The organism is Pediococcus sp. M21F004 (assembly GCF_051122535.1).
Lineage (GTDB): Bacteria > Bacillota > Bacilli > Lactobacillales > Lactobacillaceae > Pediococcus > Pediococcus inopinatus.
In genome coordinates, this window is the sequence record NZ_CP177314.1 from 752,166 (window position 1) to 764,524 (window position 12,359).

The 12,359-nt window shown below is 39.8% G+C and carries 14 protein-coding genes and 1 other annotated feature (1 of these 15 only partly in view); of the genes, 2 read left to right on the forward strand and 12 right to left on the reverse strand.

All coding sequences use genetic code 11. The features are described 5' to 3' along the window. Window positions 1-3 precede the first annotated feature (3 nt). Window positions 4-900, reverse strand: a complete 897-nt coding sequence (locus tag ACLHK8_RS04005) for a cation diffusion facilitator family transporter (protein ID WP_057771824.1) — start codon at window positions 898-900, stop codon at window positions 4-6. A gap of 100 nt (window positions 901-1,000) precedes the next feature. Next, window positions 1,001-2,563, reverse strand: a complete 1,563-nt coding sequence (locus ACLHK8_RS04010) for a bifunctional metallophosphatase/5'-nucleotidase (protein ID WP_057771822.1) — start codon at window positions 2,561-2,563, stop codon at window positions 1,001-1,003. A gap of 232 nt (window positions 2,564-2,795) precedes the next feature. Between ACLHK8_RS04010 and ACLHK8_RS04015 the strand changes: the two genes are divergently transcribed. Then, window positions 2,796-3,257, forward strand: coding sequence for a hypothetical protein (locus ACLHK8_RS04015; protein ID WP_057771820.1), 462 nt, complete (start codon window positions 2,796-2,798; stop codon window positions 3,255-3,257). Window positions 3,258-3,326: 69 nt separating this feature from the next. Here the strand turns inward: ACLHK8_RS04015 and ACLHK8_RS04020 are convergent, their stop codons facing one another. From ACLHK8_RS04020 to ACLHK8_RS04065, 10 genes are all read right to left on the reverse strand, one after another. Next, entirely contained in the window at window positions 3,327-4,007 is a 681-nt protein-coding gene (locus ACLHK8_RS04020; protein WP_057771818.1) for a phosphatase PAP2 family protein, read from the reverse strand. A gap of 12 nt (window positions 4,008-4,019) precedes the next feature. Further along, a complete protein-coding gene (locus tag ACLHK8_RS04025) occupies window positions 4,020-4,685 on the reverse strand; it encodes an HD domain-containing protein (protein WP_057771816.1) in 666 nt (221 codons plus the stop codon). Window positions 4,686-4,687: 2 nt separating this feature from the next. Further along, window positions 4,688-6,235 carry a ribonuclease Y gene (rny, locus tag ACLHK8_RS04030; RefSeq protein ID WP_057771814.1) on the reverse strand — a complete coding sequence of 516 codons (1,548 nt, stop codon included), beginning with the start codon at window positions 6,233-6,235 and terminating at the stop codon, window positions 4,688-4,690. A gap of 465 nt (window positions 6,236-6,700) precedes the next feature. Beyond that, a complete protein-coding gene (locus ACLHK8_RS04035) occupies window positions 6,701-7,675 on the reverse strand; it encodes a Gfo/Idh/MocA family protein (protein WP_063698181.1) in 975 nt (324 codons plus the stop codon). Between the two features lie 16 nt (window positions 7,676-7,691). Then, a complete protein-coding gene (locus tag ACLHK8_RS04040) occupies window positions 7,692-8,138 on the reverse strand; it encodes a hypothetical protein (RefSeq protein WP_057771810.1) in 447 nt (148 codons plus the stop codon). Between the two features lie 145 nt (window positions 8,139-8,283). After that, a complete protein-coding gene (locus ACLHK8_RS04045; protein ID WP_057771808.1) occupies window positions 8,284-8,883 on the reverse strand; it encodes a GNAT family N-acetyltransferase in 600 nt (199 codons plus the stop codon). A gap of 98 nt (window positions 8,884-8,981) precedes the next feature. Further along, window positions 8,982-9,533: an NUDIX hydrolase gene (locus ACLHK8_RS04050; RefSeq protein ID WP_057771806.1), complete on the reverse strand. Its 552-nt coding sequence runs from the start codon at window positions 9,531-9,533 to the stop codon at window positions 8,982-8,984. After that, window positions 9,526-10,404 (reverse strand): RluA family pseudouridine synthase, encoded by an 879-nt coding sequence (locus ACLHK8_RS04055; RefSeq protein ID WP_057771805.1) that lies wholly within the window; start codon window positions 10,402-10,404, stop codon window positions 9,526-9,528. Before ACLHK8_RS04055 ends, ACLHK8_RS04050 begins: the two co-directional genes overlap by 8 nt. Window positions 10,405-10,417: 13 nt before the next feature. Beyond that, a complete protein-coding gene (locus ACLHK8_RS04060) occupies window positions 10,418-11,050 on the reverse strand; it encodes a TMEM175 family protein (protein ID WP_057771803.1) in 633 nt (210 codons plus the stop codon). Window positions 11,051-11,187: 137 nt separating this feature from the next. Further along, window positions 11,188-11,763: a hypothetical protein gene (locus ACLHK8_RS04065; protein WP_057771802.1), complete on the reverse strand. Its 576-nt coding sequence runs from the start codon at window positions 11,761-11,763 to the stop codon at window positions 11,188-11,190. 184 nt (window positions 11,764-11,947) lie between these two features. Here ACLHK8_RS04065 and ACLHK8_RS04070 point away from each other — a divergent pair, with 184 nt between their 5' ends. Further along, window positions 11,948-12,094 (forward strand): hypothetical protein, encoded by a 147-nt coding sequence (locus tag ACLHK8_RS04070; RefSeq protein ID WP_164481576.1) that lies wholly within the window; start codon window positions 11,948-11,950, stop codon window positions 12,092-12,094. A 140-nt stretch (window positions 12,095-12,234) separates the two neighbouring features. Then, window positions 12,235-12,359 (forward strand) — a binding site (T-box leader); it runs 115 nt beyond the window's last position.

Below are 12,359 nucleotides of genomic sequence, written 5' to 3' on the forward strand. Positions count from 1 at the left end.
TTTTTAAATATCATGGCGATCACGCGTAAATAGCTCATTACTTTTTCCACGAAAAACTTCAGCTTGTAAAGTCACGTGATCCACGTGATATTTTTTTTGCAATAAATTCTCTAAATGTCGATAAATAGGCTCCACATCACTTAATAATTGATCGTTTAAATTGATATGTGCAGAAAACATAATCCGATTTTCATCGATTTGCCAAACATGAATGTGATGCACATTGACAACTCCCGGTTCCTTTAACATATCTCGTTTTAACGCTTCGTAATCCAGAATTGGAGCTGCTTGCATCAAAATATCAATGGACTCTTTCAAAACGGGCCACGTCTCACGTAATATATAAATTGAAACTAGAATTGTAACAATTGGGTCAACAAGATCAATTTTCCAAATCTGAATGATAATGGCGCCAATAATAATCCCAAAAGAGGATAATGCATCACTTAAAATGTGCAGATATGTAGCCTTTAGATTTAAATTATCTTTAGCTCCTTTGCTCAACAACAAGGCAGACACAAAGTTTGCAATTGTGCCGATAATAGCCACAATAAGCATAATGCCGCCATTTACTGGCTCGGGATGCATTAGCCGGCGTAAACTTTCGCCAATCAAGACAACCGAAACCAAAATCAAAAAAATGGCATTTACAAACGCTGAAATAATTTCGGCCCGTCGATAACCAAAAGTTTTAGAATCATTTGAAGTTTTAAGTCCAATTCGACTTGCCACGTACGCTAACACGACCGATGCAGAATCACCTAAATTATGAAAAGCATCAGAAAGAAGCGCTAAACTACCAGAAAGCATCCCTCCTACCAGTTCAACCACCGTGATCAAAGCGTTCAAAATTGTAACGAGCAAAAACCGGGTCCCGCTCATTTTTGACTTGTTATGCATCATAAAACTCCCCTTCGGTCATAATTATTAACCAAAACAGACGACTAAGCAAGCTCAGGCTGTTATCTAAAAAGAGCCCGCAATTTTTAATCGCGAACTCTTATTTGATGATTTTAAAATTATTATTAACGGTTGCTTCGATGATTGGATGTTTTTGAAGATAATCGGCAATCAATTCTGACATGGCCTCTGTATTTTCGCGAATGATTTTAGATTCTGAAAACATCGGATAATGGCCACCACCGACTGCGCGATATTTATTCAACACAATTTCAAACGAGTCGTTAGGTTGAATGACATGGCCTTTGCAACTCAACCGAGTTACCCGTTGACCAACCGGTTTGGAAATATCCAGTGTATAGTCAATGCCCTCGTACATATCATAATTATAATGACGTTTCTTGGGGGTCAAATACCTTGGATTCACAATTAACTCATCATGTTCATTCAGTTTGAAATATTTGGCACTCACTTCAAGAGCTGCGCGAATATCTGTTCCTGAAACTCTGAGAACTGCTAGTGAATTGGGATAAACATAATTTGTGACTACTTCTCTCATCGAAATCTCTTCACCAAACCCAGTTGCTTCATCGTTAAATAGCGCCGTTGCAGAAATGGACGTCCCGGTGGCTGCCATCTGTACCTTTTGAATAAACTCAATGAAGGCTGATTCTTCAATCCGCGCTTGGAAAGGATCCGTAATTTTCATATCACCATGAACCCGTCCAAGCGGTTGATCCAGCCAAGTTTGCGTGTCGGCTTCCACATCTGCCATAACTGCTTTTATATCTTTATGTACAGGCATTTTTGCCGTTGAACACAGTTCAGAAGTGGCCCCGACAACCATATGTGGGCTCTTGGGATCAATTTTTAAAACAATCTTGCCAACCGCAGCGCCGCGATGCCCTGCTTGAACAACCGGAATTCCAAATAACTTAGTCGCAATTAAACGATGTTGATGCGCCGAAATCAAAGCATCAATGCCCTTAACTGTTTCCAAAAGTTTATAGCCAACATTCTCACCACGTAACGATTCGGTCTCTAAGCCCGTTTTTAGATCTCGTTCAAATCCACCGTGATAAACAACAATAACCACGTCAGCCCGTTCTTTTAACCAAGGTACATAATGTTTTGCCGTTTCGAGCACCTTGTTAAACTTGAGCCCTTCAATATGTACTGGATCTTCCCAAAAAGGGATATAAGCAGTTGTTAGTCCTAAAACAGCTACGCGAACCCCTTTAATTTTAAAAATCCGATAGGCACCATCGCCGATTGGGTGATTCTCTTCATCCAAAATATTAGCTGATAAAATTGGATAAGTCGCACTCTGAATCGCGGTCTTCAGATAATTCAATCCGTAATTAAATTCATGATTGCCTAAAACTCCAATGTCATAATTAATCGCATTGTAGGCTTTCAGTAAGCGGTGCGGTGCGGGCGGATTACTAAACTTAGCCAAATATTCGGTCAACGGGGACCCTTCTAACACATCTCCTGCATCAATGGTTAAAACAGGATCTGTCGTACTTTTACGCTCATTTTCAATAACAGTTGCCGCTCTTAAAAGGCCGAACGGTAAATTTGAATGGCGTTTTATAAAATTAGTTGGATACACGAAGCCGTGAACATCACTTGTTGAAAGTAACGTTAAATTAAATGCCAAAATTTCGCCCCCTGCAATACTTTCGATAACTTAAATTTTACCACAAACTAATCTAAGCGCGAGGTTTATTTAATCCAAAACAAATGATAATGGTAATTTTCGTAAAATAATTTCTAAACACCTCAAAATTAGTTACCTAATACTGTTACATTTGTAGCCTTTAAAAATTGACCCCAACCCCGTGAACCCCTATACTGACAGTATTACAAATGTAGAAATGAGGAAACTTAGAATGGCTTATGAGGTAAATTTTAAAACAGTTTCAACAATTGGTCTGGAAACTTCACCTGTTGCTGAAACTTTAGCTGGTTTACGCGCTAATGAGGCTCGCTATTACTGGAATAAATACAAACACGTCTTTGTGACGTCCCCGGCAAAAGACGACTCAAAAACGCTGGAATGGATCAATAAAGTTCTCTTAGAAAAAGATATGAAGTTTCCATATGAGCCACTGGAAACGAGCACGTTTGAAGTCGACGGTCTCAAAATGGCCTACGTCTTTTATGAAAATGGCCTTGTCGTAAATGTCATGTATAGCTTGGACCCCACTGGCAAACGCGCAGTCGGGTTTAAACTTTCAGACGGGATGGCCGTACCAAAGGAATTTGAAGGTAAATTCAAATTTGCCCATCAGAAATCTCGCTTAGCTGGTACCATTCGGGGTTCTTATTTTGTCATTAAAGGAACTTACTAGATTCTCCTATCAAAAAAGGCGTCTTCAAACGAAAATCGTTTGAGGACGCCTTTTTATTAACCACTTATTTTAATGTTGACTGTGCCGGCCTTGAACGTCTTTTTCAACGAACCGGGCAACAAAATCATAAAGCTTTTTGTATAGCCATCGGGCAATTGCTAGCCAAGCCACAGCTAAAAAGAATGCTGCCAATACGTCTGAAGGATAATGAGCACCCAGATAAATTCTAGAGTACATCACCAAAACAACCCAGATGATCAAGATGATTTGGCAAACTTTTTGTAAGTTTTGTGACCGAATGCGGCTCACAAAGAACCAAACCAAGAAAAAGACAATTAGTACGGCGCCAAACGTGTGACCACTAGGAAAACTAAAGCCGCTCTCTGGGATTACTTGATTCCACCTTGGTCGCGCACGCTGCACAAATTCTTTGAAAATGTATGCCACGACATCCCCACCAGCTAAAGTAGCCAGTGTCCAAATTGCATCCACTCTTAGCCGCATGAACCATAAAACAGCCGCAATAATAACAGCATAGACAATGGCAAATTTAGGTTCTGCAATGGTTGTAACAGCCTTCATCAAACTGGTTTCAAATGTAGGCATGCTGTTTTGAACAATCCCAATAATCCCAGTGTCCAACTTTAAAAGCATCGCAGAGTTGGCTCTGACAGCTGCCAGTAATAAGACAAAAAGAAGCCCTGAAGTCCAGGCATATTTAGCAGAAATTGAGTTTTGATTTTTTAACATGATACGCTCCAATTATTTAGTTTGATTCCATTCAGCTTTGAATTCATCTAGAAAATCTGTCAGGACCTTTGTTCGCTGTTCGGCGATTTGCTTTGCAGCTTTGGTATTCATTAAATCTACAAGTTTTAAAAGCTTTTCGTAAAAATGATTAATCACGGTTTCGTTTTGCCGATATTGTGCATGCGTCATCTCTGTTCGGGGGGCAATTTGGGGATCATACATAGTATGCCCATGAGCACCTCCATAATAGAAGACCCGGCCAATACCAATGGCCCCAATTGCATCTAACCGATCAGCATCTTGCACAATTTGGCCCTCAACAGACAGCTGATAGTGATGTTCAAGATTCTTCGAAAACGACATGTGCGTAATAATTGCAAAAATCGCCTCAATATCAGTCTGAGCTACATCTTGGTCTTTCAAAAATGCGCGAACTTCATTTTCAGCCTTCGTTTGATCTGAAACGATCTTTTCATCAATGACATCATGTAATTCAGCACTTGCTAACACCACAAAAAGCTGTCCTTGATCACTGTCTGAAGCCAACCGTTGGGCCATTTTTACCACCCGTTGAATATGTGCATAGTCGTGGCCGGTTTTATCATCATTTAGTTTTGAAAAGACAAATTTATCAATTCCTTTGAGAATTGTTTGTTCGTTATTATTTAATTCTTTCATACTTACCCCGCGTACTCAACTACTTGTAATTTACGGACAACAGTTACCTTTACCTGTCCCGGATAGGTCACTTCTTGCTCGATTTGATCCTTAACGTTGCCAGCCAATTTTTCAATACTTTTATCTGACGTTTGGTTAGGTTTGACAATCACCCGAAGTTCACGACCTGCCTGAATCGCATAGCTTTCTTGGACGCCAGGATATTTATTGGCAATCCCCTCTAAACTAGAAATTCGTTGCAAGTAATCAGCTGCTGATTCACTTCGCGCACCCTGACGAGAACCAGAAATAGCATCTGCAGCAGCCACCAAATCAGAAATAACATACTTAGCTTCAACATCCCCATGGTGCGATGCAATTGCATTAATAACAACGGGATCTTCATGATACTTAGTGGCAAGTTCCACCCCTAATTCAACATGGGTGGCTTCAACATCGCGATCAATGGACTTTCCAATATCATGCAAAAGGCCCGCTCGTTTGGCCAGATCAACGTCTTCTCCCAATTCAGCAGCAAACACGCCCGCCAAATTAGCGGCTTCAATCGAGTGATCCAAAATATTTTGACCATAACTGGTCCGGAAATGCATTCTGCCAATAAACTTAATTAAATCTGGATGGATATTTTTAACATTTAATTCATTAATTGCCTGTTCACCAAAGCCGCGGATCAGTTCATCAACTGTTCTGACAGTCTGGTTCACAATTTGTTCCACAATATCTGGATTAATTCGATTAACTTGAACAATCTGAGTCATCGCCCGTTTTGCAATTTCGCGGCGCATCGGATCATACCCATTCAACGTTATCAAACGTTGTTGATCGTCAATATTAATATCAATCCCGGTCAATGCCTCTAAAGTCCGGACATTTTGGCCTGAATTACCAATAATTTTACCCAGTGCCTCATTATTTGGCACATCCATCGTCCGATTTGATGAGTACACATGGGAGCGAATGCCACTATGCTCAATAGAATGGGCAATTAAATTCTTAGCTTCCTTCTCACTGCTACTTTGATACTCCGTTTCTGTGTTCCGAACGACGCGCTTTTCTTCTTCCTTCAAATCACGGGAAGTCTGATCTAAGACATAATCTTTAGCCTTACCTTTGCTCATCTCCGCCACATCTTGGAGCGTGTCTTCGCGTTTGTTAACTAATTCTTCTGCCTGTTGTTTAATTTCTTTAACGGCTTGCTTTTCGGTTTTTAAACCAGCTTCTTTAGACTTAAAATTATCAAAACGACGATTCAACAAGTCTTCTTTTTCTTGTAAAACCTGTTCTCGTTGATCAAGCCAAGTTGATTTACGTTCGTTGTCTTGTACGTCAGTTGTAATTTCTTGCTCAATTGATTCTTGATAAGCCAATGTCTCAACTTTGCCCAACTTCAAGGCTTTTTTGGCCGCAACTTTGCCTTCTTGTTCAGCTTTTTCAAGGGTCTGTTGTGCTTGTTCGTGGGCAATTCTTAACTGCCGTTGATGTTCAATTTTACGAATTTCAAATCCAATTGCAACAGCAATCAGAAGGATAATAATACTCACAACAAACATCTAAGTTTCCTCCTATTTCAAAATTTAATCGTTAATTTCATATCTTTCATTATATCACATTGTCTCTGGTTGCTTCTTGCTTTTCCAGGCATATAAAAACTCGTAAAAATCCATCAAAAAAGCACCTTTCAAGAACCTGCTCAACTTGAAAAGTGCCTGGGGATAGATCTAAGTACCAATCTAAAACATAAAGTTTCAAGGTACATATTGTTTCAATTACGATTCCTTACTTTTCCTAGGATTCGGTAGGAAGAGTAGCCAAAGCGTATTTGTACGCATCTAATTAAAAAATCTTTCACAAAACTTTCTTCTTAAAAACGTTGCAACATGATAAGCATCAGCCCATCCAAAAAATCGGCCGACATTGCAGGTATTGCTTGGTACTAAGATCGAACCCTACCCCCAACAAAGAGTAGCATCTTTGAAACTAACTAACAAGCAAAAAGGCGTGAAAGAACCAGAACTTTAATGTTTGGGATACCAACCGCGATATAGGTCCTCAATAATTTTCGTCGTTTGTAACGTAATTTCTGGCGTCATAACGGAACTGGTTTGTTTTCCGCGTAAAACTTGTTTCGAGACATGATCAAATTCATAAACAAATTCACTGGCTTGCGTGTGTTTAAACGTTTGGGTCTTATTGCCAATCGTCAATTCATAACGATCAGTCTTCCAATAGTTTGGCACTGTCAAAGAACCCTCAGTCCCCCAAAAGGTGATCTGACTCGGAACTTCATCTGTCGTAGTGGTCACATAAACATTTGCCAAAATTCCTGAAGCAAGTTGAACATGCACTTGTGCTTGATCATCTGCTTGTGAACCAACTTTACTTATTTGGCCTTGATAATCCGTAATATCGGTTTTCAAGACAAGCTGCAGGTATTCCAAAGAGTACGATGCACTTCCGTAAAAAGCACCCCCACCGACGGATACATCGTGAAACCACGGAATTTTATCGATCCCTGGATGAGATTCTTGAATCGTGACTCCTTGAATTTGGCCAATCGCTTGCTTATCTAAAAGCTGGGTACGTACTTGCTTCGTAATGGGCAAAAAAGCGGCCTTTTGTGCTTCCATTAAAAAGCAGTGTTGCTTTTTTGCCAGCTCAAATAAGTCTTGAGCCTGTGCAAACGTCAATGTAAATGGTTTTTCCAAAAGCACATTTTTATGGTTGTCCAACGCAAGTTTAGCTCCCGAATAGTGGCCAGCATTCCAAAGGGGAATGTAAACCACATCAATATTAGGATCCTCGCAAAGCTCTTGATAACTACCATAGGCTTTGGAAATTTTAAATTGACTTGCCACCGCTGCGGCCTTGTCTAATTTACGTGCAGCAATCGCCACAACCTCACTATTAGGCGACTCTTGAATCCCCGCAATGATACGTGGAACGATGGAAGCTGCTCCCATAATGCCATATCGAACAAGTTTTTCTGCCATTTTATTGCCTCAAAGATTAGTCTTTCTTTGGTTCCTCTTCTGCATCTGGATCATTGATCATCCGCCACTCACCTTCGCCGGCTTTGGAAATATCATTCACAAAACCAGTTACCATTTGGGCACGTTCCATATCTTTTTCAGCTAAAACATTTAAACCCTTCCCAGTGGTCATTGGCACACCGAGTTCAAACTGTTCCTTGCCCATTTTTCCTTCTGTAAAGGCCACAACCCAATCTTTTGAATCAATTTGGGTATACAGGAAAAAGATTGAAAAGTCGTCTGCCATATAAGCTGGAACGGCCCAAACGTTTTCGCCAACTTCTTGCATGTCATTGCCATTAAAATTATATTCACTGGCATTGTCTTTTGTAATACCGTGATTTAAAACCATCAGCATCTGGTCAAACTTTTCGTCACCTAATGTTAATTCGATATCTTGGAATTCTTCATCTTCATTACTCAATTTAATTACCTCATCACTTTCTTATTTTCTTGATTACCTTGATTTTATAATAAAACATGGGTAAAAGATACTGCTACGATTAGAAAAAAGCCGAATTCAGAAAACTAACTGAATTCGACTTATGCATTTTATTTAATTTAAGTATTTAAGCGTAAACTGGTTCGGTCGTCACAATCGGTTTTTGCATATGATCATACATGTGATCGCCAATTTTTTTAGTCCCCACTTTTTTAAATCCATGCCGGGAATACAGACGTTCGGCGGCGGGATTTGCAAAGTCCACATTCAACCCAATGATGGTATCACCGTCTTGACGAACGAATTCTGGCAAGGCCTTTAATAGCCGACCGCCAATTCCTTGCCCTTGATAGTCTGGATCGACTGCAATGGAATCAAGATACCATTCATCTTTAAAGGCTTCCAAATCAGGATCCAACACATCCCCGTCAAAAACATTTGCCTTAAGACTGATTCGATCAATAATCGCATCTAAATCTTCTTCATACTGGTCTGGATACCCGAAAGCTACCCCTACCACTTTACCTGTGGTATTTTCCTCGGCCACAATTGTTGTGGCTTTTTCACCAGTATAAGCATCTGTTTGATAGGCCCGCTGTAACACGCGCATCCAGACAGGGTCAGGGACATCATCCAATTCATCAAGCTCCATTTCTTCATAAATAATATTAATTAATGGGGCTATCTGACCGGCGTCATCTTTATCAGCTTCACGTATAATTATCACAAAAATCCTCCTTTAATCTATTTACTAGATTACGGTATGATGATAAAAATGTAAAGCTACCTGCCCTTAATGCCAACTTCTTCTGAACTAGAAAATTACTATCCACCAAACATTTCGTAGTAACCAACTGTTGCAATTGCTTGGGCCGAGCGAATTCTACCTTGCTTAATTAACTGTTTTAAATGGTCATAGCGAATCAACTGGCTATTTACAAACTCATCTGCATCAAAATGTTGAGCAGCTTTTTTAACCGGATTGATCTTCGCCACAACCAAAATTACTTTTTCGGTTGAAAATCCTTCCGATGCCGTAATTGTGGTCAACTCTTGTACTTTTGTTGCTTCATAACCCGTTTCTTCCAGTAATTCTCGCTTGGCGGCGTCTTCTGCCGTCTCGTTTGCGTTTATTAATCCTGCCGGTAAGGACAAACTTTCCGCGTTAACCCCAACCCGATACTCTGTATTCAACAAAACGTGTTGATCTGGCGTAAACGCCAAAATGGTTACGGCCGGTTGGTGCACAATCACATCCCGATTTACCAACAAACCATCCGGCGTTTCGATTTTTTGTTTATCTAATTGAAAAATTGGCCCCGCATAGACTTGTTTCTGAGCCACTATCTTGCCTGTTTTGCCTTCATTTTTAAACATTTTTTACACTCTCCATATCTTTTGGTAACACCACTTCAAATGTATGTTCTTGATCAGTTAGCGGATCTGTAAACGTTAAGGACTCTGCATGCAGTGCCTGTCGCTTAATCCCCATGTTCATCGGTCCACCGTACAATTCATCACCCAAAAGTGGCTGGCCCAAACTGGCAAAGTGGACCCGAATTTGATGCGTTCGACCAGTCAGTAATTCTGCTTCTACTTCTGCAAAATGAGCATACTGGTGAATTAGTCGAAATCGGGTTTGCGCCTGTTGTCCTTCTGCTGAAACTTCACGATGAATGCCATCTGCTGCCTTGGCAATTGGCTGGTTAATGACTCCTTGCATTTCATCTAACTGCCCTGAAACAAAAACTCGATACTTTTTTTGAATCGTATGATTTTCGATTTGTGGGGATAAAGCACTGGCCGCCAAGCGATTTTTCGCAATTAGCATCACTCCACTCGTAAACCGGTCTAATCTTGTAATTACGTGTGGCACTAAATCCTGGCTTCCTTGATTTTTCAAATGGCCCTTAACTCGATTGACCACCGTATCATCCCGGTTGCTTGGGCCTGGTACTGATGAAAGTCCCGCTGGTTTATTGATTACCAGCCAATTATCATCCTCGAACACCACAGAAAGTGGCTGAAAACTAAAAGGAACATTTGGATCGGACTTTTCTTTCGGTAATCGTAACTTTAAAACCTCAGTAGGAGCAATCATGTCTGCAGTCGTTTGCTTTTTACCGTTGATCTGTAGGATCCCGCCTTTTTTTATTGAACTAATTAAGCGGTGGCTAAAGCCTTTAGAAACCAAAAAAACTTTAATTTTCAGCGGTTCTGCAGTTGTATTTTGAAAGCTAATTATCATGTTTAATTCTCCATTATTTTGAAACTTTGAGCGCATGCCGCATTGACTTGCTTAATCTTAAATACGCAAGAAAATGATAAACAATTCCGGCTAGCAATAAAAATGTCCCTAGCCAAATTGAAAAGAACGTCGCGACAATTGCCAAGCCATAGATTAAAACACTGCGAATGGGATCAAATTTGATGGCTTGATAAAAATGTTGCTGATCTTTTTTCATCTGCGTTAGCTCTGGGTGATGACGAACATAGCTGTATAACCACGCAAAAGTTAACGAGATAAACAGCGCTACAAGGTCATAGTAGATAAAAGCAACGCGCATATCGGCCACATTTCCCATGATCAATGAATTTGAGACTAACGCCGTTGGATAATCAATCAGCGTCACAGAAAAAAGCATCACTAAATTGATGACGTTCAAACTCGTATTCGTGAATTTTAGCGTTTGGAAAAAATCGTGATGAAACAGCCAAACCGTCCCAATGTATAGGAATGAAACCACATAGGCAAACATGGTAGGCCATTGTTTAATCAGGGCTGCCAGTAAATTTCCCACATGATATTCTGGGACGTTAAAGTCCAACACCAAAATTGTGATAAGAATGGCATAGACCCCATCGCTAAACGCCTGCATCCGATCAACTTTCATAATTTTAACCTCCCCGCTCCTGCTTCAAACAAATTATTTCAACTCGTTAACATTATACCCTAGTTTATTGGCAGGGTGAACGAAACACGGCTTGCTAGGTCGGTAATAAAAAAACTCTCCTATCATAATAGGAGAGTTTAAATATCAAAATCAGTCGTTTTATTTTTCGGTGCATAACTAGCTTTCCATTCAGGCACTTGCTGCTTTGCTTGGACTTTTAAAAGGGCCGTGATCAACTCATCATTATTGAGTTGTTCGGCCATTTTGGCAATTTTTACTGTTTGCTGATCCCAAGCCGAGGTCTGCTCTTGCTTATGATCGTGCACAATATCTGTTAAGAATCCGAGATTGCTGACTAGATTTCCTTGGTCATTTAAGTCTCGCTCTTTAAACCAGCGTAAAACTTGAATGCCATCACCAGAAAGCTCAACCGTATGTGTTTTTAGCGTCGCAATTTCATCTAAAAACATTGTGTTGGTCATGTGCATTAATGATCGAGCCACCCGGATTTCTTCGTCCTCATAGTTAACCAATAAATCCTTGTCATCCTCAATGGCGTTCATAATCCGGCTTAGACGTCCAAACGTAGTAAAGAAGTTAGCAGGTTTGGGTCGTCTTTTTTGGAGCTGCTTTTCAATCCAATTAGTAAAATATCCATGTCTTTTAATAAGCAATGCTCCTTTCTGATCGTTTCTTGAATTTGTTTGACTCATGTTAATTACTTTAACTTGTCCTCAATCTTACCGATAAAGTATTTCAGAAAGATTACTAGACGTTGAAACTAAGATTAATAAAAGCTTACATCGGCGTATTAGTTTATTTTTCTTTAAAATATATTTGCATTTTAGGGTCGTTTAAGATTACAATGGTAATAACTTATTTTTTAGGAGGAACATCATGCGATCACCATATAACTCATTTGCAAAGCGTCGTCCAGTTGCTGGTAAACGTGAACGTCGTCGTCGTCAAGCACGAATCGTCGCTATCCAACGTTTCGCTAAAGGCAAGACTGAAGAAATTGTAGATACACCAAAAGTTAAATAATCGGCTTTTTGCCATTTAAAAAATTCAACTGTGATTTTAGCGGTTGTTTTTTTTTTACATTTAATTTCAAAAAAGTTTTCATTTGGTACTTGACGTATTTTAAATATTAGAGTAAATTAAATCCATATTATAAATAAATGAGAAAAGCTGTGAAAAGAAAAGTACGAAAAATCTCCATTGTTTAGCGAGCGTCGATTGGTGAAAGGACGTCAATGAATTTTTCAAGCTATCATCTTTGAGCGATGCTTACGAATCTTGAGTAGGC

What these genes read in the sequence shown, in the direction of transcription:
- ACLHK8_RS04015 (WP_057771820.1), top strand. Translation starts at nt 2,796, where the DNA reads ATGGCTTATGAGGTAAATTTTAAAACAGTTTCAACAATTGGTCTGGAA.
- ACLHK8_RS04065 (WP_057771802.1), bottom strand. Translation starts at nt 11,763, where the DNA reads ATGAGTCAAACAAATTCAAGAAACGATCAGAAAGGAGCATTGCTTATT.
- ACLHK8_RS04020 (WP_057771818.1), bottom strand. Translation starts at nt 4,007, where the DNA reads ATGTTAAAAAATCAAAACTCAATTTCTGCTAAATATGCCTGGACTTCA.
- rny (WP_057771814.1), bottom strand. Translation starts at nt 6,235, where the DNA reads ATGTTTGTTGTGAGTATTATTATCCTTCTGATTGCTGTTGCAATTGGA.
- ACLHK8_RS04060 (WP_057771803.1), bottom strand. Translation starts at nt 11,050, where the DNA reads ATGAAAGTTGATCGGATGCAGGCGTTTAGCGATGGGGTCTATGCCATT.
- ACLHK8_RS04005 (WP_057771824.1), bottom strand. Translation starts at nt 900, where the DNA reads ATGCATAACAAGTCAAAAATGAGCGGGACCCGGTTTTTGCTCGTTACA.
- ACLHK8_RS04025 (WP_057771816.1), bottom strand. Translation starts at nt 4,685, where the DNA reads ATGAAAGAATTAAATAATAACGAACAAACAATTCTCAAAGGAATTGAT.
- ACLHK8_RS04070 (WP_164481576.1), top strand. Translation starts at nt 11,948, where the DNA reads ATGCGATCACCATATAACTCATTTGCAAAGCGTCGTCCAGTTGCTGGT.
- ACLHK8_RS04035 (WP_063698181.1), bottom strand. Translation starts at nt 7,675, where the DNA reads ATGGCAGAAAAACTTGTTCGATATGGCATTATGGGAGCAGCTTCCATC.
- ACLHK8_RS04050 (WP_057771806.1), bottom strand. Translation starts at nt 9,533, where the DNA reads ATGTTTAAAAATGAAGGCAAAACAGGCAAGATAGTGGCTCAGAAACAA.
- ACLHK8_RS04055 (WP_057771805.1), bottom strand. Translation starts at nt 10,404, where the DNA reads ATGATAATTAGCTTTCAAAATACAACTGCAGAACCGCTGAAAATTAAA.